This window comes from Alishewanella sp. HL-SH06 (assembly GCF_052656265.1).
In genome coordinates, this window is the sequence record NZ_CP199752.1 from 459,784 (window position 1) to 486,715 (window position 26,932).

28 protein-coding genes are annotated in these 26,932 nt (G+C 46.1%); 20 read left to right on the forward strand and 8 right to left on the reverse strand.

Features of this window, described 5'->3' with window-relative positions; genetic code table 11:
- Positions 1-26: 26 nt before the first annotated feature.
- Positions 27-2,042, reverse strand: coding sequence for a DNA helicase Rep (rep, locus tag ACUJFK_RS02045; RefSeq protein WP_445425921.1), 2,016 nt, complete (start codon positions 2,040-2,042; stop codon positions 27-29).
- A gap of 143 nt (positions 2,043-2,185) precedes the next feature.
- On the opposite strand from rep, the gene ubiK reads away from it, so the two are divergent.
- Positions 2,186-2,473, forward strand: coding sequence for a ubiquinone biosynthesis accessory factor UbiK (ubiK, locus tag ACUJFK_RS02050; RefSeq protein ID WP_226750547.1), 288 nt, complete (start codon positions 2,186-2,188; stop codon positions 2,471-2,473).
- 32 nt (positions 2,474-2,505) lie between these two features.
- Here ubiK and ACUJFK_RS02055 read toward each other — a convergent pair whose 3' ends face one another.
- The 5 genes from ACUJFK_RS02055 to ACUJFK_RS02075 all read right to left on the reverse strand — a co-directional run bounded on the left by ACUJFK_RS02055 (position 2,506) and on the right by ACUJFK_RS02075 (position 6,435).
- The gene (locus ACUJFK_RS02055) at positions 2,506-3,435 is read right to left on the reverse strand and encodes an SPFH domain-containing protein (protein WP_226750546.1); all 930 of its coding nucleotides are present in this window, start codon (positions 3,433-3,435) and stop codon (positions 2,506-2,508) included.
- Between the two features lie 33 nt (positions 3,436-3,468).
- Positions 3,469-3,921: an NfeD family protein gene (locus ACUJFK_RS02060; RefSeq protein WP_226750545.1), complete on the reverse strand. Its 453-nt coding sequence runs from the start codon at positions 3,919-3,921 to the stop codon at positions 3,469-3,471.
- Between the two features lie 93 nt (positions 3,922-4,014).
- Positions 4,015-5,091 carry a M28 family peptidase gene (locus tag ACUJFK_RS02065; RefSeq protein ID WP_445425922.1) on the reverse strand — a complete coding sequence of 359 codons (1,077 nt, stop codon included), beginning with the start codon at positions 5,089-5,091 and terminating at the stop codon, positions 4,015-4,017.
- Positions 5,092-5,171: 80 nt separating this feature from the next.
- Positions 5,172-5,519 (reverse strand): RidA family protein, encoded by a 348-nt coding sequence (locus tag ACUJFK_RS02070; RefSeq protein ID WP_226750543.1) that lies wholly within the window; start codon positions 5,517-5,519, stop codon positions 5,172-5,174.
- A 133-nt stretch (positions 5,520-5,652) separates the two neighbouring features.
- Positions 5,653-6,435, reverse strand: a complete 783-nt coding sequence (locus ACUJFK_RS02075; RefSeq protein ID WP_445425923.1) for a DUF2884 family protein — start codon at positions 6,433-6,435, stop codon at positions 5,653-5,655.
- Positions 6,436-6,721: 286 nt separating this feature from the next.
- Between ACUJFK_RS02075 and ACUJFK_RS02080 the strand changes: the two genes are divergently transcribed.
- The 16 genes from ACUJFK_RS02080 to ACUJFK_RS02155 all read left to right on the forward strand — a co-directional run bounded on the left by ACUJFK_RS02080 (position 6,722) and on the right by ACUJFK_RS02155 (position 21,982).
- Positions 6,722-8,527, forward strand: a complete 1,806-nt coding sequence (locus tag ACUJFK_RS02080; RefSeq protein WP_445425924.1) for an assimilatory sulfite reductase (NADPH) flavoprotein subunit — start codon at positions 6,722-6,724, stop codon at positions 8,525-8,527.
- Positions 8,527-10,245: an assimilatory sulfite reductase (NADPH) hemoprotein subunit gene (gene cysI / locus ACUJFK_RS02085; RefSeq protein ID WP_306177400.1), complete on the forward strand. Its 1,719-nt coding sequence runs from the start codon at positions 8,527-8,529 to the stop codon at positions 10,243-10,245. Before ACUJFK_RS02080 ends, cysI begins: the two co-directional genes overlap by 1 nt.
- 12 nt (positions 10,246-10,257) lie before the next feature.
- Positions 10,258-11,007: a phosphoadenylyl-sulfate reductase gene (locus ACUJFK_RS02090; protein ID WP_445425925.1), complete on the forward strand. Its 750-nt coding sequence runs from the start codon at positions 10,258-10,260 to the stop codon at positions 11,005-11,007.
- An 81-nt stretch (positions 11,008-11,088) separates the two neighbouring features.
- Positions 11,089-11,841, forward strand: a complete 753-nt coding sequence (locus ACUJFK_RS02095) for a substrate-binding periplasmic protein (protein ID WP_445425926.1) — start codon at positions 11,089-11,091, stop codon at positions 11,839-11,841.
- A 304-nt stretch (positions 11,842-12,145) separates the two neighbouring features.
- Complete coding sequence (ahpC, locus tag ACUJFK_RS02100) at positions 12,146-12,712, forward strand: alkyl hydroperoxide reductase subunit C (protein ID WP_226750538.1); 567 nt, start codon at positions 12,146-12,148, stop codon at positions 12,710-12,712.
- Positions 12,713-12,893: 181 nt separating this feature from the next.
- The gene (gene ahpF / locus ACUJFK_RS02105; protein ID WP_226750537.1) at positions 12,894-14,438 is read left to right on the forward strand and encodes an alkyl hydroperoxide reductase subunit F; all 1,545 of its coding nucleotides are present in this window, start codon (positions 12,894-12,896) and stop codon (positions 14,436-14,438) included.
- A gap of 291 nt (positions 14,439-14,729) precedes the next feature.
- Positions 14,730-16,154, forward strand: coding sequence for a siroheme synthase CysG (gene cysG / locus ACUJFK_RS02110; protein WP_445425927.1), 1,425 nt, complete (start codon positions 14,730-14,732; stop codon positions 16,152-16,154).
- A 50-nt stretch (positions 16,155-16,204) separates the two neighbouring features.
- On the forward strand, positions 16,205-16,807 hold the full coding sequence (cysC, locus tag ACUJFK_RS02115; RefSeq protein ID WP_445425928.1) for an adenylyl-sulfate kinase: 603 nt from the start codon (positions 16,205-16,207) through the stop codon (positions 16,805-16,807).
- Positions 16,808-16,882: 75 nt separating this feature from the next.
- Positions 16,883-17,644 (forward strand): 3'(2'),5'-bisphosphate nucleotidase CysQ, encoded by a 762-nt coding sequence (gene cysQ, locus ACUJFK_RS02120; RefSeq protein WP_445425929.1) that lies wholly within the window; start codon positions 16,883-16,885, stop codon positions 17,642-17,644.
- 45 nt (positions 17,645-17,689) lie between these two features.
- Positions 17,690-18,382, forward strand: a complete 693-nt coding sequence (gene rsuA, locus ACUJFK_RS02125; RefSeq protein ID WP_445425930.1) for a 16S rRNA pseudouridine(516) synthase RsuA — start codon at positions 17,690-17,692, stop codon at positions 18,380-18,382.
- 124 nt (positions 18,383-18,506) lie between these two features.
- Positions 18,507-19,115, forward strand: coding sequence for a porin family protein (locus tag ACUJFK_RS02130; protein ID WP_226750532.1), 609 nt, complete (start codon positions 18,507-18,509; stop codon positions 19,113-19,115).
- 209 nt (positions 19,116-19,324) lie between these two features.
- A complete protein-coding gene (locus ACUJFK_RS02135) occupies positions 19,325-20,272 on the forward strand; it encodes a CsgG/HfaB family protein (RefSeq protein WP_226750531.1) in 948 nt (315 codons plus the stop codon).
- A gap of 1 nt (position 20,273) precedes the next feature.
- The gene (locus tag ACUJFK_RS02140; RefSeq protein WP_226750530.1) at positions 20,274-20,591 is read left to right on the forward strand and encodes a hypothetical protein; all 318 of its coding nucleotides are present in this window, start codon (positions 20,274-20,276) and stop codon (positions 20,589-20,591) included.
- A complete protein-coding gene (locus ACUJFK_RS02145) occupies positions 20,588-20,953 on the forward strand; it encodes a DUF4810 domain-containing protein (RefSeq protein ID WP_226750529.1) in 366 nt (121 codons plus the stop codon). Before ACUJFK_RS02140 ends, ACUJFK_RS02145 begins: the two co-directional genes overlap by 4 nt.
- Positions 20,950-21,624 carry a GNA1162 family protein gene (locus ACUJFK_RS02150; protein ID WP_226750528.1) on the forward strand — a complete coding sequence of 225 codons (675 nt, stop codon included), beginning with the start codon at positions 20,950-20,952 and terminating at the stop codon, positions 21,622-21,624. The genes ACUJFK_RS02145 and ACUJFK_RS02150 overlap by 4 nt, the downstream gene beginning before the upstream one ends.
- Before the next feature lie 115 nt (positions 21,625-21,739).
- Entirely contained in the window at positions 21,740-21,982 is a 243-nt protein-coding gene (locus tag ACUJFK_RS02155; protein ID WP_226750527.1) for a GlsB/YeaQ/YmgE family stress response membrane protein, read from the forward strand.
- Positions 21,983-22,010: 28 nt separating this feature from the next.
- Here ACUJFK_RS02155 and ACUJFK_RS02160 read toward each other — a convergent pair whose 3' ends face one another.
- Both ACUJFK_RS02160 and ACUJFK_RS02165 read right to left on the reverse strand, forming a co-directional pair.
- Complete coding sequence (locus ACUJFK_RS02160) at positions 22,011-22,253, reverse strand: DUF1289 domain-containing protein (RefSeq protein WP_445425931.1); 243 nt, start codon at positions 22,251-22,253, stop codon at positions 22,011-22,013.
- Positions 22,254-22,313: 60 nt separating this feature from the next.
- Positions 22,314-22,451 (reverse strand): hypothetical protein, encoded by a 138-nt coding sequence (locus ACUJFK_RS02165; protein WP_226750525.1) that lies wholly within the window; start codon positions 22,449-22,451, stop codon positions 22,314-22,316.
- Positions 22,452-22,887: 436 nt separating this feature from the next.
- Between ACUJFK_RS02165 and ilvG the strand changes: the two genes are divergently transcribed.
- Genes ilvG through ilvD form a run of 3 tightly spaced genes read left to right on the forward strand, consistent with a single transcriptional unit; the run spans position 22,888 to position 26,663 of the window.
- Entirely contained in the window at positions 22,888-24,534 is a 1,647-nt protein-coding gene (gene ilvG, locus ACUJFK_RS02170) for an acetolactate synthase 2 catalytic subunit (protein ID WP_445425932.1), read from the forward strand.
- Positions 24,534-24,788, forward strand: coding sequence for an acetolactate synthase 2 small subunit (gene ilvM, locus ACUJFK_RS02175; RefSeq protein WP_226750523.1), 255 nt, complete (start codon positions 24,534-24,536; stop codon positions 24,786-24,788). Before ilvG ends, ilvM begins: the two co-directional genes overlap by 1 nt.
- A 24-nt stretch (positions 24,789-24,812) precedes the next feature.
- The gene (gene ilvD / locus ACUJFK_RS02180) at positions 24,813-26,663 is read left to right on the forward strand and encodes a dihydroxy-acid dehydratase (RefSeq protein WP_445425933.1); all 1,851 of its coding nucleotides are present in this window, start codon (positions 24,813-24,815) and stop codon (positions 26,661-26,663) included.
- Positions 26,664-26,932: the final 269 nt, after the last annotated feature.

Below are 26,932 nucleotides of genomic sequence, written 5' to 3' on the forward strand. Positions count from 1 at the left end.
GCTAACTGAGCGGTGTGTTTATAAGGCTAATCTTTATTCAGCATTTGCCGCAAACGTGCGATATTCGATGCCGCAGTTTGCTGGCGTTGCTCTGCAGTTTTAGGTTGATTAGGCTGTTGCCATTCCAAATCGTCTTGTGGTAACTCGGTTAAAAAGCGGCTGGGTTCTGGCCGAACCACTTCTCCATATTGCCGACGCTCTCGCGCATAAGTAAAAATGAGCTCGCGCTGTGCCCGAGTGATACCCACATAGGCTAAACGGCGTTCTTCTTCGACATTATCTTCATCAATACAGCTTTGATGCGGCAAAATGCCTTCTTCCATGCCCACCATAAACACATAAGGGAACTCTAAGCCTTTCGAAGCGTGCAACGTCAGTAATTGCACCTGATCGGCGTTATCTTCTTGTTCTTGCCGTTCAAGCATGTCGCGTAAACATAATTTGCTAACGACTTCACTCAAGGGCATCGGCGGTTCATCATCTTTGCCGTTGAGCATTTCGACAATCCAGCGGTACAGTTCATTGACGTTTTTCAGGGCCATTTCAGCTGCTTTAGGGCTGTTACTGCTTTCAAACAACCAGGCTTCATAGTGACTTTGCCGGATCAAATCACGGATGGCTTCGGCAGGCTCTGCTCGCACGGCATTATCGGCTAATTGATTAATCCAATCGGCAAATTGTTTCACGGCCTGAAAACTGCGTATCGGTAAAGTATGACTTAGCCCCGGGTGGCAGCACGCTGCAAATAAACTGATGTGTTCTTGATTGGCTAGGTTACCAATTTTCTCCAAGGTGGCATGGCCAATTTCGCGGCGCGGCACATTGATGATCCGCAGCAAGGCATTATCATCATCTTGATTCACTAACAAACGCAGATAGGCCATTACATCTTTAATTTCACTGCGTGAGAAAAAAGACGTACCACCGGAAATTCGATAGGGAATACGGTTGGTCATTAGCGCTTTTTCAAACACGCGTGCTTGATGATTGCCACGGTACAGCAGCGCATAGTCGCGATAATGGCTGCGATGGGTAAAGCGATGCGAGATAATTTCGGCAATCACTTTTTCGGCTTCGTCTTCTTCATGCTTACAAGGTAAGACTTTTAGTGGCACACCATAGCCATTCACGCTAAACAGTTTTTTCTCAAACTCGTGCGGGTTATTGGCAATTAAGATATTAGCCGCTTTTAAAATGCGTTCTGCTGAGCGGTAGTTTTGCTCAAGTTTGATCACGTTTAATTCAGGAAAGTCTTTTTTCAATAACACCAAGTTTTGCGGCCGCGCACCGCGCCAAGAATAAATAGACTGGTCATCATCACCGACCACGGTAAAGCGGCGACGCTCGCCCACTAACCAGCGGACTAACTCATATTGGCTGGTATTGGTATCTTGATATTCATCTACTAACAGATAGCGAATTTTCTGTTGCCAGCGCTCACGTGTTGCTACATCGTGTTGAAACAGCAAGGTTGGCAGCATAATTAAATCATCGAAATCACAGGCATTACAGGCCTTGAGCATGGTGCTGTATTGCTGATAATAATTGGCTAAACTGATACTCGCGGCATCTTGCGCTTGTTGCACAGCCAACGCAGGTAAGGTTAAGTCGTTTTTCCAGTTAGAAATTTTGCTTTGCAGCGCTTTAATCTGCTCTTTATCGCCATTGTATTCGTTGGCGGTTAACTCTTTGAGTAGCGCAAAGCTGTCTTGATCATCAAACAGGCTGAAATTAGCTTTATAACCCAGCTGTCGATATTCTTTTTTAATAATATCTAAGCCAAGGGTGTGAAAAGTGGAAATAGTTAGGCCACGGGTAGCGCTTTTCGGCAATTGGGTGTTAATTCGTTCACGCATTTCTCGTGCGGCCTTATTGGTAAAGGTCACGGCGGCAATATGACGAGCGGGTAATTCGCACTGCTGGATCAGATAGGCTATTTTATTAATAATTACGCGTGTTTTACCACTACCCGCACCGGCTAATACTAAGCAGGGCCCGGAGATAAATTTTACTGCTGCGTCTTGCTGTGGATTTAACTTCATAGTGTTTGCCTGAACTGAGGAGCTGCATTGTAACCAATTTTTGCGGTAAATTTCATTCGCGTTCTGGTCAGAAGACCGTAGAATGGTTAGATACTATCACAGTGCAGCCTGAACCCTGGCTGCTTAGCGTAACGGAGAACCTGATGTTAGATCCGAAAAAAGTTGAAGATATTGCACGACAAATTGGCAGTATTATCCCGCCACAATTAAAACAGTTTGCCGATGAATTAGAAGGCAAAGTTAAGCAAGTGCTGCAGGCAAAGCTGTCAGAGTTAGACTTTGTTAGCCGCGAAGAATTTGATGTGCAGCGTCAAGTGCTGTTGCGAACGCGCGAAAAAGTGGAAGCTATGGAACAGCAACTGGCCGCGTTATTAGCTGAGAAAACCCAAGATTTCAGTAAAAACGCCTTACCCAGTTCTGATCAGGAATAAATGATGAGCGGGCAGTTCACTGCCCGCCATGGTTATTTTTGGACGGTTTTTAAAATTTCAGTTAAACCCGCCACTGCACCACCAATGTTCGCCAGTTCTACCGGCACGATCATGCTGTTGTTGGTTTTAGCCAGGTTGCCGAACTCTTTTACATACTGCTCGGCCACGCGTAAATTTACCGCGTTTTGACCACCCGGTTGATTGATGGCTTCAGCAATTTGTCGAATACCCTCAGCGGTAGCAATAGCGATTAATTCAATTTCTTTTGCTCGACCTTCGGCCTCGTTGATTTGTCGAGTTTTATCGGCTTCCGACAGGTTGATCACTTCCTGCTTTTGACCTTCAGACACGTTAATCATCGCTTGGCGTTCACCTTCAGACTTGGCAATTGCAGCACGGCGTTCACGCTCGGCGCGCATTTGTTGCTCTAGCGCGTCTTTAATGCTGACTGGCAATTCAATATCGGCTATTTCGTAGCGTAATACTTTAACACCCCAAGGCGCTGCGGCATCATCCAAAGCGCGTACCACTTCTTCGTTAATTTTAGCCCGCTCTTCAAAGGTTTTATCTAAATCGGTTTGGCCGATCACAGAACGCATGGTGGTTTGCGCTAATTGTGACGCAGCATAGCGATAATTGTTAATACCATAACTGGCTTTGTGCGGGTCGATAACCTGTATATATAAAATACCGTCGATGCCGACCTGAATGTTATCTTTGGTCACGCAGGTTTGACGAGGAACATCGATCACTTCTTCTTTTAACGTGTGGGTGTAAGCAACTTTATCGATAAAGGGGATCAAAATATGAAAGCCCGAGTCTAGTGTGCGTGAGTATTTACCTAAACGCTCGACTACAACGTTACTACGTTGTGGCACAACCCGTGCTGATTTAAGGATGGTAATCACCACCGCGACAGCAAAGCCGAGGGTTAATACCGTTTGAATATCCAGTTGTTCCATAACACTCTCCTACGATTAATACGTGCTGTAAAGTTAAGACGATTGTGGCTTATTGGCCGCGACTTCGAGGTGGATGCCTTTATTGGCAATTACCCAAGCCACATCCCCGGCTTTTAATATGTCGTTAGAATGCGCATCCCATTGCACGCCATTTAACACCACACGACCTTGGCCTTGTTGAAAATCCAATAAAACCGTAACGCGATCGCCGATATCTTGGCTCAGCGAGCTGGGTTGCGTCTCACTATCAGCAGTAAAGCCGACAAACCAGCTTTTAAAGCGGCCTCGTGCGGTGAAGAGCAACAGCAGGCTGACCAGACCAAACACGCTGTATTGCATGCTGGCTGATTCAATGAGCCCAAAGTGCAATAAAATACCGACGACGATAGCGGCTAAGCCGAGGAATACCGCCACAATGCTGGTTGCCATTAACTCTGTTAAAATCAGTACCACACCAATAATGATCCAAATCATTGCTGTACTCATTTTTTCCTCCTATTTAACGGCCATTACGTAATAACATGGCTGCCCGAAAACGTGTTAGTAACTGTATATTTACATTTTATTATTAGCAAGTATTTACTCGATTTGCACTGCTAATTGTTGATCAAGGATTAATAAAAAATGCAGCACGGTTTCAACGACTTGATGATAAAACGCCAAATCTACTTTGTCGGCGGTGTCGCGCGGGCTGTGGTAATCGGGATGGTCAGCTACCCCAAAGTACATAAACGGCACCTGTTGCTGATGAAACACGCCGTGATCAGAGCTAAGGGTCCAATCTGCCGTGTTACCAGCGAGATACCAAGGGCGATCATGGGCGGGCAGTAATTTCACTGCGCTGCGAGTTTGTAACTGTTCAACTAGCGGTAATAGCCAAGGGTGATGATAAGTGCCAACAGCATACAATAATTGGTGGGTATCACGGCTTAACATATCAATATTAATGTTAAAGGCCAGATCGGCAGGTAGTAACAAGCCGGTTCGGAACAGCGCCACCGCACCTTGTAAGCCTTTTTCTTCACTGTCTAACGCAATAAACAACACCGGATGACGCAAAGGATGAGCCGTTAAATAGCGTGCCAGCTCAAGCATGGCGGCTACACCCGAGGCATTGTCATCGGCGCCAAAGTAAATATCGTCGCCGTGCATACCTAAGTGATCATAATGTGCGGTGATCACCAGTGGCTTAAGGTTAGCTTCGGTGCCGGGTAATAAACCGATAACATTTGCCGCATTATCTACGCCGGGGATAGTGGAAGACGCACCACGCAGCCAACGACGCCAAGAAAAATGTTCTGCCACGCTGTAAGGGTGCAAATAACCGTCGGTTCCAGCAGCGGTTAAACCGATTTCGGCAAATTGCTCGGCAATCCATAAACGGGCAGCAATACCACCTGGTGTGCCCGGTGCTCGACCTTGACGCTCAGCAGCGGCTAACCAGCTCAGGTCGGCCAGTAAACGATCGGGGTCTAAACGGTTTAAAGTGGGTTCAGCAACAAAGGTCGGTGTGATAACACGGATCCGTTCGGCTTCGCGTTCTGTGAGTTGATTAAGCCAAAAGGGCCAAGCCCATTGATACAATGCCCAGCCGAACAAGATGAAAATAGCGGGCAACCACAGTCGTTTTTTGTTTAGCAACGTCTTTACAGCCATGTGTCAATCGATCCTTAATACATTACAGCAGCGCAGTTTGCTGAGTGCAACAAGCCTGCTGCTCAGCGGTTAACTTCAGATTATTGTGCAGCGGTGATTTTAATTTCTATTTTCCAATGCGGATCCGCTAATTTTGCCGCTACCGTTGCCCGTGCTGGTGCACAGCCTGGGCTGAGCCATTGCTCCCATACTGCATTCATTGCCGCATAATCCGCAAAGTCAGTTAAATAAATAGTGGTATCAACCAGTTTATCCTTGCTGCTTTGACAGCGCGCTAACAAGGCATCAACTTGGCTTAATACGTTTTGGGTTTGCAGCGTAATATCATTACTGTCGGTGTCAGGCACCATGCCAGCACAAAACACTAAACCATTCACAATTACCGCTTCAGAATAACGACTAGCAGGATCAATACGTTGTATGCTCATAATCACTCCAAAAAAATAGTGCAGCAGGCATTGCTGCTTATTAAAGCTGAATTATGCAGGCTATTGTGCGGGATGGCAAAAAGGGCGTACGGCAACGGAGTTGCGTACGCCAAGCTCGCGGTTAGGATGGGGGTTATTCTGCTTTTGTGTTATGCAATGTCACTAGCGTAAAGGGCTGCATCGCGGGTAACTGTTGTTGTAACTGGCGCTCTAATTGCTGTAATTGTTCAAGCTCAGTACACAAGGTTGCGGCTTGCTCTTCAAGTTGTAGGGCTTTACCTTGCATGTTTTGCTCGAGTTGCTCACCCATGGTTTCCATTCGCTCGCCAAAAGCATTCATGCGATCTTCAAATGAGCCACTACCACTTAACATGCTCTTGCCAACATGCATCAACATATTGCCCATTAGTTGCTGCACCATGTCTTCCATGGCCGCATCAAACTCTGGCCCAAAGGCTTGGTCCAGTTGCTCTAGCTTGCTGCCATTCAATAGCAAGGTATCGCCTTGTTGTCTTACCACTAAGTCTAAGCTTTGGCGAAGGTGTGCAAAAGCCGGTTGCAGTGCGCTTTGTTCCATGTCTGATTGGCCAGTTAACCCTGCAAACGTTTGCTCTAAGGCGCTGGTGGCTAACTGCAAAGCGTTGTTAACTAAATTCAGCGTACTGAAAGCTTGCTGGCGAACACTTTGCTGGTATTGCTGTAATAGCGCCGCAGTACTAGCATCGGTAGGGTGTAATTGCTCGGCAAGCCACAATTGGCCTGAGTTTGAAATACGCCACAGCGGCTGCTCTTCAGCTTGCAGGCTGACATCTTGCGCTGTAATGCGTAAATCATGTTTTAACGTTAAATGACAATTTTCTGCTGCACTGAGTTTTCCAACAAAAAAGACACAGCAAATAAGTAATAAGGTTCTCATGATCAGTCCTTGGTTGTATTTCAATCACGCTGAGTAGTTTGCAAAGCCAATGCCAACTGCAAATTATTGGATTTAATAGCTTTAATTTTTAAGGTGGCAGTTGTGACTGCTTAGTGTTGGCATGAAATACTATTTTTTGGCGAATTAGACCACATTGTTTCAAGGGGTTTTGGTCAGCATGAGTGGTTTTTAATTACTAATTGGCATAAAGAAGAGAGATCCATTCTTTTACCTGAATGACTTTAGCTGGCTAAAATAATCATCTAGATTTTTTGCAGGATATTTTATGCTTTTATCGTCTCTTGTTGCCCAAGCTAGCCCGTTGTCTGAGCAGCAAATTATTGAGTTGCAAGCTTTGCTGGTGAAATTGAATCCGATCCAACAAGCGTGGGTGAGTGGTTATTTAGCGGCCAGTGCCCAGTTAGCGGGGCAGACGTTAGCCGCACCCAGCGCCGCCCCCATTGCTGCCGCGCCAAGCTTAACGGTGTTGTTTGGCTCTCAAACGGGTAATGCCAAACATGTTGCGGAGGATATTGCAGCCGCAGCAACGGCCAAGGGGTTCGCGGTAAAAGTACAAGACTTGGCTGAGTATAAAAATACCAGCTTGAAAAATGAACGCTTGTTGGTGATGGTCACCTCAACTTATGGTGAGGGCGAACCGCCCGAAAATGCCATCAGTTTTTATAATTTTCTCTTTAGCAAGAAAGCGCCTGCGCTGCCTGAATTACGCTATGCCGTATTAGGCTTAGGCGACACCAGCTATGAATTCTTTTGTAAAACGGCGCAAGACTTTGATGAGCGTTTAGGTTCGCTTGGTGCAAAAGCGCTGATTGCCCGTGCCGATTTAGATGTTGACTACGCTGAGCAAGCCGCGCAATGGCAACAGCAGCTGATAAAAGCACTGGAGCCTGAATTGGCTCAGGTAAGCAGTGCGGTAGCGGTGGATTTGACGAGTGTAGCTGCGCCAGCGGCAGTCAGTAGCTATAACAAGCAGCAACCCTTTAGTGCGGAATTGTATACCAATCAAAAAATCACGGGTCGAGACTCGACTAAAGATGTGCGGCATATCGAAATTTCTTTAGCCGGTTCAGGTTTAACTTATCAACCGGGTGATGCCTTAGGGGTCTATTTCCGTAATGATCCGTTGTTAGTGCGCGAGTTGTTATTACTCACCGGCATTGCCAGTAATACGCCGGTGCAGTTAGCCGAGTTGCAGCTACCGATAGCCGAGGCCTTGATTGAGCATCTAGAGCTAACGCAATCGTATCCGGGGTTTGTTAGCCGTTATGCCACGGCTATCGGCCATGCCGAATTACAAACCTTGACGGCTGACAAAGTGGCGTTGCGACAGTATTTAGCCGATCGACAAATTATCGACATCGTGCGTGATTACCCAGGTTTATTAAATGCCCAGCAATTGGTGGATGCGTTACGTAAGCAGCAGCCACGTTTGTATTCGATTGCCTCGTCTCAAGCAGAAGTGGAAGACGAAGTACATCTTACGGTGGGTGTGGTGCGTTATAACGCCTTTAACCTGCCGCATCTCGGTGGCGCATCAGGCTTTTTAGCTGAGCGCCTAGCGGAAGGTGAGCAGATTAAGGTGTTCGTTGAGCATAATAACAATTTCCGCTTACCCGAAAACGACGACACCCCAATCATCATGATTGGCCCTGGTACCGGTATAGCGCCGTTTCGCGCCTTTTTACAAGAGCGAGATGCCCGCGGTGCCAGCGGTAAAAACTGGTTGTTCTTCGGTAATCCGCATTTTACCCAAGATTTTCTCTATCAAGTTGAGCTGCAAAATTACCTGAAGCAAGGCGTGCTAACGCAGCTGGATGTGGCCTTTAGCCGCGATACGGCCGAAAAAGTGTATGTGCAGCATAAGTTAATGCAGCAAGCTGCGACAGTATGGCAGTGGTTAGAGCAGGGGGCGCATCTGTATATTTGTGGTGATGGCAATCGCATGGCGAAAGACGTACACCAAGCTTTGCTGAGCATCATTCAGCAACAGGGCGGCAAAGATGAAAAAGCGGCCCAACACTATTTAGACCAATTACGGGTTGCTAAGCGTTATCAGAAGGATGTGTATTAATGAGCCAATATCCAATCAAGCCAGAATTTGTCGCACAGGGTAAGCTGTCTGACAACGAACGCTTAAAAGCCGAAAGTGAGCATTTACGCGGCACCATTACCACTGACTTAAAAGATGAAATCACCGGCGGTTTTACCGGCGATAACTTTATGCTGATCCGTTTTCATGGCATGTATCAGCAGGATGACCGCGATATCCGCGCTGAACGCGCGGCACAAAAATTAGAACCGCTGCACAATGTGATGCTGCGTGCGCGCATGCCAGGTGGCATTATTACGCCAACGCAGTGGCTGGCCATCGATAAGTTTGCAGCGGATAAAACGCTGTACGGCAGTATTCGTTTAACCACACGCCAAACCTTTCAATTTCACGGTGTATTAAAGCCGCACGTGAAACCAATGCACCAATTTTTAAGCAGTATCGGTATTGATTCCATTGCCACGGCCGGCGATGTAAACCGTAACGTGCTGTGTACCTCTAATCCGGTAGAAAGTGAGCTACATCAACAGGCCTATCAATGGGCGGTGCAGATCAGTGAGCATTTACTGCCGAAAACTCGCGCGTATGCCGAAATTTGGTTAGATGAAGAAAAAGTCGAAACCACTGAAACCGAGCCGGTGTTAGGTGAACATTATTTACCGCGTAAATTTAAAACCACCGTGGTGATCCCACCGCATAACGACGTGGATTTACACGCCAATGATCTTAACTTTGTGGCCATTGCCGAGCAGGGCAAATTAATTGGTTTTAACGTGCTGGTTGGCGGTGGTTTAGCCATGACCTTTGGTGACACGGCAACCTATCCACGCCAAGCAGAAGAGCTGGGTTTTATTGGCCTTGAGCACGTATTAAAAGTGGCCGAGCATGTGGTTACGGTGCAGCGTGATTATGGTGATCGGGTGAACCGCAAAACGGCCAAAACCAAGTACACCATTGACCGCATCGGCTTAGATAACTTCCGCGCTGAAGTGGAGCAACGCGTAGGTGTCCGTTTTGCGCCGGTGAAGCCTTATCAGTTTACCACGCGCGGTGATCGTTTCGGTTGGGTAGAAGGCATAGATGGTCAACATCACTTAACGCTGTTTATTGAAAATGGCCGGATCTTAGATTTTCCGAATAAACCGTTAAAAACCGGTTTAGCCAAAATTGCCCAGATCCATCAGGGCGATTTTCGGATGACTGCCAATCAAAACTTAATTGTTGCAGGGGTGCCGGCCAGTCAAAAAGCGCAAATTGAGCAGTTAGCCCGTGAGCACGGTTTAATTGACGATAACCACAGTGAGCAACGCAAAAACTCCATGGCGTGTGTGTCTTTTCCAACCTGCCCGTTAGCCATGGCAGAGGCCGAGCGCTACTTACCTGAATTAGTGACTAAGGTCGAGGGCTTATTAACTAAGCATCAAATCAGCGACGATCATATTGTCTTGCGGGTAACCGGCTGTCCGAATGGCTGTGGTCGGGCCATGCTGGCCGAAGTGGGGCTGGTAGGCCGCGCGCCAGGTAAATATAACCTGTATTTGGGAGGCAACCGCATTGGTACGCGTATTCCAAAACTGTTATTAGATAACGTCGCTGAAGCCGAGATCCTCGATACGCTGGATCAACTGATTGGCCGCTGGAGTCAAGAGCGGCAAAGCGGTGAGTGCTTTGGTGATTTTGTGATCCGCGTTGGTGTGGTCGCAGCAGTCAAAGTATCAAAAACGGATTTTCACGCGTAAAAGGTAACAATAATGAATGCTATCGCCCAAGACTATCACGCCATTTTGCGGCAATCAGCCGCAACTCAGCAAGCGTGGTTGCAACAGATCAATGCGCTGCTCGCTCCCATGAGTGCCGCACAGCGGGTGCAGTGGGCGTTAGCTAATCTACCGCTCAATCCGATGCTTAGTTCCAGTTTTGGGATCCAGGCGGCGGTGATGCTGCATTTAGTCAGCAGTCAGCAGCAGGATATTCCGGTAGTGTTAACCGATACCGGTTATTTATTTCCTGAAACCTACCAATTTATTGATCAGCTGACAGAGCGGCTACAACTGAATTTAAAAGTGTATCGCGCCACATTAAGCCCCGCTTGGCAAGAAGCTCGCTTCGGTCAGTTATGGCAAACAGCGGAGGGGTTAAAACACTACAATCAGTTAAATAAAGTGGAACCGATGCAGCGTGCGCTGCAACAACTCGAAGTAGGCTGTTGGTTTACCGGCTTGCGCCGCAGTCAAAGCAGTACGCGTGCCGATAAAGCCATTGTTGAAATTAGCCGTGGTGTGATGAAGGTGCAACCGATTATCGACTGGTCAAGTAAAGACGTGTTTTATTATTTAAAAGAGCACAACTTGCCATATCACCCGTTGTGGGAAAAAGGTTATCTCTCTGTCGGCGATACGCATTCCACCGTTAAGTTTGAACCCGGTATGCGCGAAGAAGACACCCGCTTTAACGGCCTCGGCCGTGAGTGCGGTTTGCATATGGATGGTGATGGTATTTAGGTTTTTTAGCGTTGCACTTTCACTTCGCTGAAATTTCAGCCATAGTAACGGTATGCTTTTTACCAACATAATCGTATTGCTATGAAATGGTTTGTCATCTTGTGTATAAGCTGGCTGTCGCAGCAAAGTCTGGCGGAGCCGCTGGTGATGTATACCGAGCATTTTCCACCTTATAGCTTTGAACAAGATCAGCATGTGACAGGTCTTAACACAGAATTAGTGCGGCGCACTTGTGAAGTGGCGTTACTAAAGTGTGACTTTCAACTAATGCCATGGCTGCGGGCACTAGAAACAACACAGCGCACACCTTATAGCGGCTTATTTTCGACTGCTCGTAATGCTATGCGTGAAAAACAATTTCAGTGGGTTGGCCCTTTAGTGCATGCCTCCGCCAATATGTATTGGCTTGCCTCACGCCGGGATGCACCACCTCAGGATCTTGAAGAAGCCAAAAAATATGTTGTTGCGGTTGCCCGTGGCGACGTTTACGAAATATATTTGCTAAGCCAAGGTTTTGAAGTTGGCGTCAATTTAATTCAATTTAACAGTAAAGCCGATGCTGTTTTGCCATTTTTACATGGTAAGGTTGACTTGATTATTGCTTCCGATTTGATTTTACCGGTCTGGTTAGAGCAACATCAACAAACCCCATCAGCGGTAACTGCGGTAATCGATTTATCTACGATTGGCAATAATTATCTCGCCTTGCACCCACAAATGCCCATCGCCACGGTTGAGCGTTTGCAAGTAGCGCTTGATCAGCTCAAGGCGAATGGTGAATTTGATGCCCTCTCAAAACAGTTTTTAGTGAAACCTTCACCAAGCTCTCGTTAATTAAGTACCAATGTCGTTAAACAGCGCAAACCATACTGCTGAGTGACGGTGCACTACGTATCGATAAAAATAGGCTATTGAAATTCCGTTGAGCCGCCCTAATTACCTTAGCACTATTGAGGTTGCGATTATTTTTGACCTGATAGCTGCTGTGCAACATATATAACGGATGAAGCACTACATCTTCATCAATTAAAGTGATTAGGATGATTTGTTTTATTCGTTTTAAAAGTCTGGTCGAGTTAGATAGACTAGTCGGCGTTGAAACAAGAAACTGTTTTTATTAACCCAAAGGAGCAAGACAATGTCTTCATTAATTAACACTAAAATCAAACCTTTCAAAGCGACTGCCTTTCATCAAGGTAAATTCGTACCAGTAACTGAGCAAGACTTACTGGGCAAATGGTCTGTTGTTTGCTTCTACCCAGCTGACTTTACTTTTGTTTGCCCAACTGAATTAGGCGACTTGGCTGATTTCTACGCTAAGTTCCAAGAAATGGGCGTTGAAGTTTACTCAGTATCGACTGACACGCACTTCACGCACAAAGCATGGCATGACGCGTCAGAAACCATCAAGAAAATTCAATACCCAATGATCGGTGACCCAACGGGTGCTATCACACGCAACTTCGGCGTAATGATTGAAGAAGATGGTTTAGCGTTACGTGGTACTTTCGTGATCAACCCTGAAGGCGTGATCAAAGTATGTGAAATCCACGACTTAGGTATCGGCCGTAGCGCTGCTGAATTGTTCCGTAAAGTGCAAGCTGCACAATACGTAGCAGATCATGACGGTGAAGTTTGCCCAGCTAAGTGGACGCCAGGTGAAAAGACCTTAGCGCCTTCTTTAGACCTAGTTGGTAAGATCTAAATTTGATGCAAACTGCAGGCAACTGCAGTGTGACACGCTAGATACAGTACTCCCCGTGAGGCTGTAATCTAGCCTCACACTGCCAAACTCAAGTTTGGTGTCAGGCCAGCGGCTTCGCTGGCCTCGCTCTCCCTTGCCCTGCTGCGCCGCAATCTCCATATTTTTTAAGGATTTATGAGTTATGTTAGATACTAACCTGAAGCAACAATTACAAACTTATCTGCAGAACCTGAAAACTCAGGTAGAGCTGGTGGTATCTTTGGATGATAGCGCCAAGGCAGCTGAGGTAAATGAACTAGCAACGGAAATTGCTGAATTATCAGATTTAGTCAGTGTGTCGCGTGATGACAGCGCAGCTGACCGCAAACCGTCGATGCTGGTTCGCTCTGCTGCGAAAAATACGCAAATCACTTTTGCTGGTGTGCCGCTAGGACATGAGTTTACCTCATTAGTACTGGCTTTATTACACTCGGGCGGCCACCCTATCAAAGTTGAAGCCGATTTGATTGAACAAATCAAAAATATTCCAGGCGAGTTTAAGTTTGAAACTTATATCTCCTTAAGCTGCCAAACCTGTCCTGAAGTGGTGCAGGCCTTAAATATTATGTCTGCCATTAACCCGAATATCACTAACGTGATGATTGATGGTGCTATGTTCCAAGACGAAGTATCGGCTAAGAATGTCATGGCTGTACCGTCGGTATTTTTAAATGGCGAATTATTCTCGCAAGGTGCGATTACCCTAGAGAAAATCTTACAGAAAATCGATGTAAATGCTGAAAAGCGTCAAGCTGAAGCGTTGAAGAATAAACCAGACTTTGACGTGCTCGTGGTCGGTGGTGGTCCAGCCGGTGCTGCAGCGTCTATTTATACTGCACGTAAGGGTTTAAATACCGGTATTGTCGCAGAGCGTTTTGGTGGTCAGGTGGCGGATACCGTGGGTATCGAAAACTTTATCTCGGTGAAATATACCGAGGGCCCAAAACTGGTGGCTGGCTTAGAAGCACACGTGCGTGAGTATGACGTTGATATTATGAATAACCAACGCGCGGTGAAGTTACGTAAAACCGATAAAGTTGAGCTAGAACTGGCGAACGGCGCGGTACTGAAAAGTAAGACGATTATCCTAAGCCCCGGTGCCCGCTGGAGAGAAATGAATGTGCCTGGCGAGCAAGAATATCGTGGTAAAGGCGTAGCGTACTGCCCACACTGCGACGGCCCGCTATTTAAGGGTAAAAAGGTTGCCGTGATTGGTGGTGGTAACTCGGGTATTGAAGCGGCTATCGACTTAGCCGGTATTGTTGAACATGTGACTGTACTGGAATTTGCTGCGGAGCTTCGCGCTGATGCGGTATTGGTGAAAAAAGCCAACTCAATGGGCAATATCACCATTATCACCGAAGCGCAGACTACCGAAGTGACCGGTGATGGTAACCGAGTAAATGGTTTAAGTTACATCGATCGTCCAAGTGGTGAAGCGAAACATGTTGAGTTAGCCGGTATTTTCGTGCAAATCGGTTTAGTGCCGAACACGGAATGGTTACGTGGTGCAGTGGAATTATCACCACGCGGTGAAATTATTATCGATGAACGCGGTCAAACTTCTATCCCAGGTGTGTTTGCCGCCGGTGATGCCACCACAGCGCCGTTTAAGCAAATCATTATTGCTTTAGGGGCTGGCGCAACAGCGGCTTTAGGCGCGTTTGATTATTTAATTCGCCAGTAGGTTCTGGTTCCCCTGAGTTTTGTTATTGCTATTCTCATCCCTGCTTGCGGCAACTTCGGTTGCCGCTTTTTTTTGCTGTCATGTTGTTAAAAACGACAACACCCACACGCGTTGCACCTTCGCCGTAAGCTGATCTTAGCTCAGCCGTTTGGTATGGCAATTTTAATAAGGCGCTATCGTTTTAATGCCTTTTGGTTATAACAGAGCGCGAATATCTATTTCCGTTCAGTTAGGCTGAGCGCTATGATTCATCATTAAGATGGCCTGTATCCGCTAACTGTAGGAGCCTTTGTGCAGTATCTGCCTTTGTTTGTAAAACTTACCGATAAACCGGTACTGATTGTCGGTGGTGGCTCGGTTGCCTTACGCAAAGCCGGCACGCTGCTTACGGCAGGTGCCAAGCTGACGGTGATTTCTCCCGAGTTTGCCGCAGAATTTATCGAGTGGCAGCAGCAAGGTAAGGCAGAGCTGATTACCGGCTATTTTTCTCCAGAGCTGCTGGACGGTAAATTATTAGTCATTGCCGCCACCGATAACGATAGCGTTAATGCTGCTGTATTTGCCGCCGCCACCGCCCGCAATATGTTGGCCAATACGGTAGATGATCAGCCTAAATGCAGTTTTATTTTCCCTTCGATTATAGACCGTAGCCCGATTATTATTGCGATCTCCAGTTTTGGTACGGCACCGGTGTTAGCGCGCCGTTTACGCGAAAAGCTCGAAACCTTATTACCCCAGCATCTTGGGCCTCTAGCACAGTTAGTGGGGCGATTTCGCGATAAAGTTAAAGCTAAATTTCAAGGTTTTGCTGCGCGTCGGCAGTTTTGGGAAAAAGTGTTTGATTCTGATGTGGTGCGCGATCTTGAGCAAAACTTACCCGCGCAAGCGGAGCAGCGTTTAGATGCGATGCTGCAAGAGCAGGTGCCTGCGCGGCAAGGCGAAGTGTGGATTGTCGGCGCCGGTCCAGGCGATCCAGAGTTATTAACCTTAAAAGCGCTACAATTAATGCAACAAGCCGATGTTGTTGTGTATGACTATCTGGTTTCGCCAGAAATTTTAGAACTGGTAAGGCGTGACGCTGAACGGCTGTGTGTGGGTAAAAAAGCGGGGGCGCATTCGGTCGCGCAGCAAGAAACCAATGCCTTACTGATCGAACTAGCCTTAGCGGGTAAAAAAGTGTGTCGTTTAAAAGGCGGCGACCCCTTTATTTTTGGTCGTGGCGGCGAAGAAATTGAGGCGTTATTGCCGCACCTTATTCCGTTTCAAGTGGTACCGGGCGTGACGGCTGCCGCAGGCTGTGCCGCTTATGCGGGGATCCCATTAACGCATCGTGAGCATGCACAAAGCGTACAGTTTGTTACTGGCCATTGTCGTAAAGACGGTGATCAGCCCGACTGGCATAGTATGAGTCGCTCGCAGCAAACCTTAGTGATTTATATGGGTATTTTAAAAGCGGCAGATATTCAAGCCCAGTTAATCGCGGCAGGGCGGCATGCCAACACCCCCTTAGCCATTGTTGAAAACGGTACTCGGCGCGAGCAGCGTTTGATCACCGGTACTTTGGCTGAACTGGGCAGCTTGGTGCAACAACATCAGGTGGTATCGCCGGCGTTAGTGATTATAGGTGAAGTGGTTGCGTTACAATCGCAGTTACATTGGTTTGGGCAGCGGCCCAGTGCCGCAGTGTTTGCACAGCCGCTAACCCAACTGCAGTAACCGCCAGCGCAGGGTATACTCTGCCTAAGCGTACTAACAGAGAGTGAATAATGGCGAATAATGCGCATATTAAATGGCAAGACTATCAAGTGGATGCCACAACCCGAGCTGAACTTAATGGTCATCAAAGTGCGGTAGTCTGGTTTACGGGGCTCAGTGGTTCAGGTAAATCGACGGTGGCCAATGCCTTAGAGCAAGCGCTGCTGGCGCGAGGTACCCATACTTATTTGCTCGATGGTGATAATGTACGGCATGGTTTGTGTGCTGACTTAGGCTTTAGCGTCGCCGATCGTACCGAGAATTTACGCCGCGTCGGTGCGGTGGCGGGCTTAATGGTCGATGCTGGTTTATTGGTATTAAGTGCTTTTATCTCGCCTTATCGCAGTCAACGTGAATTAGTGAAAAGCTTAGTGCCCGCAGGTAAATTTATTGAAGTGCATATCGCCACGCCTTTGGCTGTTTGTGAGCAGCGCGATGTCAAAGGCTTATACAAAAAAGCCCGTGCCGGAGAAATTAGCCACTTTACGGGCATCTCTGATCCTTATGAGCCGCCTATCGCCGCTGATTTAGTGCTTAATACCGCTGAGCTTACTATTGAGCAAAGTGTTGAGCAATTGCTGGCGCTTTTACAACGCCGGCACATTATTATTTAACGTGAGTTGGCGTGGCCTGATCGGCTAAATGAGCTTATTCATGGCATGACAGCCTAATTTAATCTGGAATTCACCATGCAACTTTTACAAAACATTATTCAGATCGCCGAACAAGCCGGTGCGGCTATTTTAACGGTATACCAAAAAGACAGCAGTGATTTTAATATCACCGATAAAGCCGATGCTTCACCTCTCACTGCAGCCGACTTAGCGGCACATCAGTTGATCGTGCGGGCATTAAACGCATTGACCCCTGACATTCCCATTTTGTCTGAAGAAGCCGCCGATATTAGCTGGGAGATTCGCCAGCAATGGCAGCGTTATTGGCTGGTCGACCCCTTGGATGGCACTAAAGAGTTCATCAAACGTAATGGTGAATTTACCGTAAATATTGCGCTGATTGAACAGGGTGAGCCGGTGCTTGGCGTGATCCATGCGCCTGTGCTGGAAAGAACGTACTCTGCCGCAAAAGGCATCGGCAGTTTTGTAAAAAACGCCAGTGGTAGCCTGCCTATTCAGGTGAGTAAACCGGGTGAAGTCATTCGTGTGGTCGGCAGTCGCAGTCATCCAAGCCCCGATTTAGCCGGTTACCTCGCGCAATTTCCGCAGCATGAAATGGTCGCGGTGGGCAGCTCACTCAAGTTCTGCTTAGTGGCTGAGGGCAGTGCTGATGTCTATCCCCGTTTTGGCCCAACCATGCAATGGGATACCGGCGCTGGCCATATTATTGCACTAGAGGCCGGGGCAAAAGTGAGTTTTAGCGGCATTGATGCGCAGGTTTATCATCGTGAAAACCTACTGAATCCGCACTTTATGGTGTCAGCACTTAACGACTAACCGCAAAAATTTGGTTACACTAAGCGCAGCTAATAAAGGTGACTTATGCGTTTAGATAAATTTATATGTGATTGTACTGGTTTGACGCGTTCGCAAGCCGGTAAAAATATTCGTCAAGGCCTTGTGACGGTCAATGGCGAAGTGGTGAAACAAGCCGCGCGCCAAGTGTTAGCGGCTGACAGCGTAACCTTGGATGATCAACCGCTGCAGCTGATTGGTTTACGCTACTTTATGTTGCATAAGCCTGCCGGTTACATCTGCGCTAATGACGATCCAGAACATCCTACCGTGTTTACCTTACTCGACGAGCCACTTGTTGAGCGCCTGCACAGTGTAGGGCGGCTGGATCTGGATACTACCGGCCTCTTACTGTTAACCGACGACGGGCAGTGGTCACATCGATTAACGGCGCCAAAGCATCATGTGCCGAAAACCTATCGTGTTTGGACTGCCGATCCGATCCCTACAGAGGCTATCGCGCAATTTGCCGAAGGCATCATGCTGCGCAACGAAAAAGACGCCACTAAACCCGCAGAGTTGGTGATTGTTGATGAATGCGAAGCCCTGCTGACCATTCATGAGGGGCGATATCATCAAGTAAAACGCATGTTCGCCGCGCTTGGCAATAAAGTTGAGCAGTTACATCGCGAGCAAATTGGTGGTTTAGCTTTACCGGATGATTTGGCTGAGGGGGAGTATCGCGAGTTAACTACAGAAGAAATGGAAAAGCTGAATTAGTATTTTTGCAACCATAAAACTCTATTTAATTTAATAAATTTAACATTTCAGTGTTGACTGTTAGCGCTTTGCTGTATTAGTTTAGCGGCGCAATATTTTCAAAACATTTAAATGGAGTTTAAATATGAAATTTACCTTTTTAGCGATGGCGCTTGCTGGGTTTTCTTCAGTTGCTGCAGCACAAACAAATACCTTTGATTTTATCAATGCAACCTATGTGAATCTAAAAGTTGATGACATAGACCTAAACGCAACAGGCGCAGGTTTAGAAGCTTCGAAGCTTTTAACAGATAACATTTATTTACATGGCTCTTATTTTTCAGTAAGTGACTCAGATAGTGATGATGGTTTTTCAGCTAAATTAACAGCTGACGAAATAAAATTATCTGTTGGTTATCGTTATACCCTTGGCGAAAATACTGATTGGTATGCTCAAGTTGGCTACATCAGCCAAGAAATAGATCTTGCGATTTCAAGTGCTGCAATAAATTTTCGTGAGTCTGGTTCTGCAGATGGATTTTTATTAAAGACAGGTTTAAAACATAGTTGGGATATGTTTGAAGGTGGCGTATATGTTGAACACGCTGATTTGTCTGGTGATGATGACGGCGGTTCAACTTATTTTGGAGTTGATGGGCGTTTCAAATTTAATGAAAAATTCCATTTAGTGGCTTCATTCGCTACCGGAAGTGATGAAGACTACATCAAATTCGGTCTGAGTTACGCATTCTAAGAATGGTGTACTGACAAAAAAGCGCTTAAATGATTAGGCGCTTTTTATTGTGTATTCAAGAGTTAATTTAAAATTATTAATTTGGTTTCTTGTGTAAATTATTTACATCCTCTGATATTCTATCGCTACTTTTAATTGAATTGTTTTATAACGGCATGGACGCTGGTTGCATAATTGTATCCAGTATCATTGTGCCTATTTGAGGGAATATGCAAAAAATAATCATACCTTTGGCGTTGTTAACGCTTACTGCTTGTACTTCCGCAACCCGCGAAGTTGTTAATCAACCAACTACAACTAAACCTGTTGTCAGTGCTACCTTATCTCAACAACAAAACATGAGTTTGAAGCGCGTGATTGCGATTGCTCGTTTTTCTGATGAAACTAAAAGGGGTAATGCTTTTTTAATAGATCAGAATGCTGATCGATTAGGTAAGCAAGCATCCGATATTCTATCTGCAAGGCTAACTGATACTCAGAAGTTTATTATGCTAGAGCGCTCAGACTTGGATAAAGTTCAGCAAGAGCAGAGCATGAGCGGGACTACTGTTCAAAATATTGGATCTGACTACTTAATTGTTGGCTCTGTGTCTGAGTTTGGTCGTTCTACCAATAGTGAGGTCGGTGTATTTAGTCGTAATCTAGTGCAAACGGCAACGGCTACGGTCAATGTCAGGCTTATTAATACTCGAACTGGACAAGTTATCTATTCAGAAGAAGCGACAGGCGAAGCAAGAGTTGAAGCCAATACGGTTCTAGGTGTTGGTGAACGCGCTGCCTATGATACTGCTATTAATGATAAAGCTTTGTCTGCTGCTATTTCTAAGTTGGTTAGTAACATTACAGAAAATCTGTTAGATGCGCCTTGGCAGGCTTATTTGGTGAGTCAGCAGGGCTCTAACTTCTTAATGACGGGTGGTAAATCACAAGGCATCAAGTTGAATGATACTTTTTCAGTTGAAGTGCTAAGTGAACCAATTCGCAATCCGCAAACCGGTATGTTAATTACTCTTCCAGGTGAAGAAGTCGCTACTTTAAAAGTAATTGGGTTTATAGGCAGTGGTGATAATGAATTATCAATCTGTCAGGTGGTTTCAGGTTCACTTGCCGATAAAGAAATACAAAAACTGATAGTTAAAGAACAAGGAAAAGTTTGAGATGAAAATATTTTTAGTAAGCCTTTTGGTTTTGTTACTAACCGCCTGTAGCAGTAGCTTTCAAACCAGTACTCAAGTAGATGATAAAGCCTATCTTCAGTTAGTCGGTAATTTTTCTGGGGCGGTATTACGCTTAGATAATGATGACGGGATAGATTTAGAAAGTATGAAAACGTTTAAACTTAAAGGTGAGAAAGTTGCCAAATTATCGGTTACTACCGGTACGCACCAAGTTATCGTAGAGCGCTCGGGTCAAATTATTGTAAATAGAAAAATCTATGTCACTAACGGCAATACTTTTGAGCTTAGAATCCCATGAATATTAAAAAAATTATCATAACTGCAGTTCTTGCCGTGGGCCTTAGTGCATGTACGGTTAATAATAACAGCATCTATTATTGGGGCAGTTATTCGCAGACGGCATATAAATTAAAATCTGCACCAACGGATGAAGTTCGCAGCAAACACAAAGCCGAACTAATGAATATCGTTACTTTAGCAGCGACGAAAAAGAAGAAAATACCTCCAGGGATTTATGCAGAATTAGCTTTGCTAGAAGCTGAAGATAAAAACCTGACTTTAGCAATGCAGTATTTTGAAGAAGAGAAACGTTTGTTTCCCGAGTCAGAAAAATTAATTCAACTCATTCAGATGAACATGGCTAAGGAAGCAAGCAAATGAAATTAAATGTAAAGTTAGCCTTTATTGGTTTTGTTGCCTTGATAACTGGCTGTGCTTCGCCGATGGTCACTAAGCAAGATGCATTTCCTAAAATGTATACTGAGCGACCATTATCCATTTTAGTTGTGCCGGCAATCAACCGTTCAACAGCAGCCGATGCTCCTGATCTTTACTCAATTACCATAGCGCAACCGATAGCCGAAGCGGGTTATTATGTTATGCCCATACCTTTGACCAATTTATTACTCAATCAAGAGGGTATAATTGATGGCGCGCAACTACGAGAAGTCAATGCATCAAAGTTTAAACAACTATTTGGTGCAGATGCGGTACTTTTCGTCACGATAAATAAATGGGATACGAATTATTATGTAACTGGTGGCAACGTGACGGTTGGAGCAGAGTTTGATTTGGTTTCAACGCAAACTTCAGAGGTGTTATGGAACTATAACAGTATGATTGTTCATAATACTTCTGGTAATAGCGGTAATTTAATAGCAGATATAATTTCTACTGCAATTACAACAGCTTTAACTGATTATGTACCTATTGCACACATTGTTAATGCAACAGTAGTTAATACTATGCCTGTAGGAAAATATCATGTTGCTCATGGTAAAGACGGTGCGATGCAAAGTGTAAATAAAAATCAGAGTACACAGACTAAATAATAATTGATAATTCATTTTAAAAAGCCATGAGTGTCTTCATGGCTTTTTTTATTTGAAAAAACAACAAAGTAGACTAGTCTTAGTGTTTAATTAAGACGAGTCAAAAGGGAATGCTATGAACTTTATCGCTTTTTTAATTTTAGGCGCCTTGGCGGGTTGGATAGCGGGCAATATTATGAAAGGCCGCGGTTTTGGTTTGCTAGGTAATATTGTGGTGGGGATTGTCGGTTCTATGCTGGGCGGTTTTTTATTTAGTGCACTAGGCTTAAAAGCCTTTGGTTTTGTGGGTTCGTTAATCACGGCAACGGTAGGGGCGGTGGTGTTATTGTATTTAATCAGTTTAGTCAAACGTAGCTAGGGCTTTTCAGCCCTAATGATATTTACCTTTAAAATAAATCTAACGAGCCGGCGGGTGTAACCTCTGGCTCGGCACTTAGCGCTTTCACTTTTAGCCGGGCACGCCGCTGCGCTAACAGCCGTAAAATTCGCGATCGTTCATTGGCGGGTTTTTGTGGCCAATTAAAACGTTCGTCTCGCGAGCGCAAACACCCTAAGCAATAACCTCTATTATTACTTTGGCAAATCCCAATACAGGGGTTCGGTATGTCAAACAGCTCAAGTTGATCCATACATTTGTTTGCCTGTTAGCTTTGAACTGAGTCGCTAGCGCGTGATTAAGCTAGATAGCGTTAGTCTTTTTTGTGCTGCGTCGCGTTTAGTTCTAATTGCTTCATGGTTTTTAAATGCTGCAAATAAACAATAAACATACAAAAACCTACACCAAAAATCACACAAACACTTAAGAAAAACCAGAGATTGGCATTCATTATTAACTCCAAGTCAGTAAAGCCGCACTGTTTAAAACATCAGCGAAACGATGAGTGGTATTACCTATACTGTAATAGCAGACTGGCCAAGGTACAAATTTTAATTTATTTGTACAAAAAGTGTCTTTTTTTTAGAAATCGGTTGACTCCAGACAGATAGACGTCTATTAATAGACACATTGTGATTAGGTGAACTGATCCTCAACAATTAACCGATTAGAGTTAGTGAGTAAATAATATGCGTTTAGCTTCCATTCTAAACATTCTTGTCCTCGTAAGCGTGGTGATTATTAATCTCCGCGGGGGCGGTGTTTTCGGAAGATAAGATGCAAATCGATTTCCAGCAAAACCCCCGCTCTGCAAAGACCGGGGGTTTTGTCGTTTCAGGGCTGGGTAAAATTTCACCGGCCAAATCAGTAAAAGGTTGAGGTTACAAATGAATGGCGCAGAGTTGGTATTAAAGGTGTTACAGCAGCAAGGGGTTGATACCATTTTTGGTTACCCGGGCGGCGCTATTATGCCCATTTATGATGCGATCTATCACAGCACGGTAAAGCATTATCTGTGTCGGCATGAGCAAGGCGGCGCTTTTTCAGCGATTGGTTATGCGCGCGCCTCTGGTAAAGTCGGGGTATGTTTAGCTACGTCTGGCCCGGGTGCCACTAACCTGATCACGTCGTTGGCCGATGCGTTATTAGATTCTGTACCCTTGGTAGCGATCACCGGTCAGGTATCACAAGCGGTGATGGGCTCGGATGCCTTTCAAGAAATTGATGTGTTAGGTTTAAGCTTAAGTGTCACCAAACACAGCTTTATGGTGCGTAATGTCAACGAACTGGCTTCGATCTTACAACAAGCCTTTACCTTAGCTCGCAGTGGTCGGCCAGGCCCTGTGCTAGTCGATATCCCAAAAGATGTGCAATTAGCACCGGTTGCTGAACCAGAGTGGATTAACGCGCCGAGCCAACGAGTAAGTACCTCTTTAGCGAATACCGCAGCCGCCCGTCAATTGATCAGTGCCGCAAGCAAGCCGATGGCTTATATCGGCGGGGGTGTGCATATGGCTGATGCCTTAACGCATTTACAGGCCTTTTTAGCCGAAAGCGTGATGCCATCCGTGACCACGCTAAAAGGCATGGGCTCGGTGGCTCGCGATAATGTGCACTATTTAGGCATGTTGGGCATGCATGGTACGCAAGCGGCCAATTTAGCGGTGCAGCAATGCGATTTATTAGTGTGTTTAGGTGCACGTTTTGATGACCGCGTAACCGGCAACTTACAAAAATTTGCGCCCGATGCCAAAGTGATCCATTTAGATATCGATCCGGCAGAAATTAACAAAGTACGTTTTGCCGATTGCGCCTTGCTGGGTGATATGAAGCAAATCTTACCGGCGATCACTACGCCGACACAGTGCGATGCGTGGTTGGCTCACTGCCAACAATTAAAGCAGCAGCATGGCTGGCGTTATGATCATCCCGGCGAAAAAATCTATGCTCCCTTGCTGTTAAAACAGTTAAGCGAGCGCATGCCCGACAACAGCGTGGTGTGTTGTGATGTAGGCCAGCACCAAATGTGGGTGGCGCAACATATGCGCTTTAACAGCCCGCGCAATCATCTTTCCAGTGGTGGTTTAGGGACTATGGGTTTTGGTTTGCCGGCCGCCATAGGTGCCAAGTTAGCACGACCACAAGATACGGTTTTAGCAGTCAGTGGCGACGGCTCTTTTATGATGAATGTGCAAGAGCTGGGCACCATTAAGCGTTTTCGTTTACCGGTGAAAATTGTCTTAATTGATAATCAACGCTTGGGCATGGTTAAGCAATGGCAGCAATTGTTTTTTAATGAGCGTTATAGCGAAACCGACTTATCCGATAACCCTGACTTTGTGGCTTTAGCCGCTGCATTTGCTATCCCTGGCCATACGATCACCCGCAAAGACGAAGTCGCCGATGCGCTAGAGGCAATGTTCACCTGGCCAGGTCCTTATTTACTGCACGTACGCATTGATGAAACAGAGAATGTCTGGCCATTAGTTCCGCCAGGTGCCGCTAACCAAGATATGATGACGGAGACCAACTAATGCAACATACCCTAACTATCACCACCAGCAATGAGGCAACGGTTGTTGAGCGCTTATTGCAGGTTACCCGTTATCGTGGTTACAAATTGGCAGGTTTAGAATTAAAACCGCTGACCGATCGCGCAGGTATGCGCATTACCTTACAAGTACAAAGTGATAAGCCTATCGCTTTACTCACCAGTCAATTAGTTAAACTTTATGATGTGCAGCAGTTGGAATTAGCGTCTGCTGCTGTCGCCGCGCTTCGCGCCTAACGTTTATTTTTAGGAAAGATAACAATGCCAAAGTTAAGATCTGCAACCGTTACCGAAGGACGTAATATGGCTGGCGCCAGAGCATTATGGCGCGCTACAGGTGTGAAAGACACCGATTTTGGTAAGCCCATCGTCGCGGTAGTGAACTCTTTTGTCGAATTTGTACCAGGCCATGTGCATTTACGCGATTTAGGTAAACTGGTTGCAAATAGCATTGAAGAAGCGGGTGGTATTGCCAAAGAATTCAATACCATAGCGGTGGATGACGGTATTGCCATGGGGCATGGTGGCATGTTGTACAGCTTACCCTCGCGTGAGCTAATAGCCGATTCTGTTGAATACATGATTAACGCGCACTGTGCCGATGCCATGGTGTGTATCTCAAACTGCGATAAAATTACGCCCGGCATGTTAATGGCGGCGATGCGCTTAAACATTCCGGTGATCTTTGTGTCTGGCGGCCCGATGGAAGCGGGTAAAACCAAGTTATCTGATCAAATTATCAAATTGGATTTAGTGGATGCGATGGTCTCTGCGGCCGATCCTAAAGTGAGCGACAGTGACAGCGAGCAAATTGAACGCAGTGCTTGCCCAACGTGTGGTAGTTGCTCTGGCATGTTTACTGCCAATTCGATGAACTGCTTAGTGGAAGCCTTAGGTTTAGGTCAGCCGGGTAACGGTTCGTTATTAGCTACGCACGCTGATCGTAAAGCATTATTTGTGCAAGCCGGTTTCCGCATTATGGAATTGTGTAATCGCTGGTATAAACAAGATGATGCCAGTGCTTTACCTCGCAATATTGCCAATAAAGCGGCTTTTGAAAACGCCATGATGCTGGATATAGCTATGGGCGGTTCTACCAATACTGTTTTGCATTTATTAGCTGCGGCCATTGAAGCCGAAGTAGATTTTGGCATGGCGGATATTGATCGTTTATCTCGCATCGTGCCACACCTTTGTAAGGTGGCACCTTCTACTCAAAAATACCATATGGAAGATGTGCATCGTGCCGGTGGGGTTATTGCTATTTTGGCAGAGTTAAATCGTGCCGGTTTACTTAATCCGAATGTACCGCATGTGGCGGGTAAAGATTTAGCCGATGTATTAGCGCAGTGGGATATCGCGTCTACGGCGCACGCGGCAGCCAAACAAATGTATTTAGCCGGCCCAGCCGGTATTCGCACGACTAAAGCCTTTTCGCAAAGTTGCCGTTATCCCAGTTTAGATGATGATCGGGTCGATGGCTGTATTCGCAGTAAAGAGCATGCTTACTCGCAAGACGGCGGCTTAGCAGTGTTGTTTGGCAACTTAGCGCCTAATGGTTGTATCGTTAAAACCGCCGGCGTAGAGAAAGAAAACTTAGTGTTTACTGGCCGTGCTCGGATCTTTGAAAGCCAAGATGATGCTGTTGCCGCCATTCTGGGTGGCAAAGTGGTGGCCGGTGATGCGGTGATTATTCGCTACGAGGGGCCCAAAGGTGGCCCGGGTATGCAAGAAATGTTGTACCCGACCAGTTATTTAAAATCGATGGGCTTAGGTAAAGCCTGTGCTTTGATTACGGATGGTCGTTTCTCTGGCGGTACCTCGGGTTTATCTATTGGTCATGTTTCGCCAGAAGCGGCCAGTGGTGGGGTGATTGCCCTGGTTGAGGAAGGCGATCGGGTGGAGATTGATATTCCTAACCGTAAAATTGGTATTGCAGTGAGTGATAAGGTGTTGGCTGAGCGCCGTGCGGCTATGCAGGCAAAAGGTAAGCTGGCGTGGAAGCCGGAAAATCGGCAGCGTGTGGTAAGCAGTGCCTTAAAAGCCTATGCGCTATTAGCAAGCAGTGCCGATAAGGGCGCCGTGCGCGATGTTTCTAAGCTGGAAGATTAATTAAGTAAGGCTATTGTAATTAAGTGGTGCAATGAGGTGCAGTTTTGCTAGTTAATCACACGCAAGGACGCCGTGGATACGTCCTTGTAGGCTCATCTCCAGCATCAATGCTGGAGACGCCTTGCTTAGTGATTTACTAGCTACCTGGTTGGTTTTGCAGTTTCGCAAGTTAACCATATGCAAGGACGCTGTGAGTAGGTCCTTGTAGGTTCCTCTCTAGCATCCGTATTGGAGATGCCCCGCTTAGCGTTTAGCGAGCTGCACGTTTA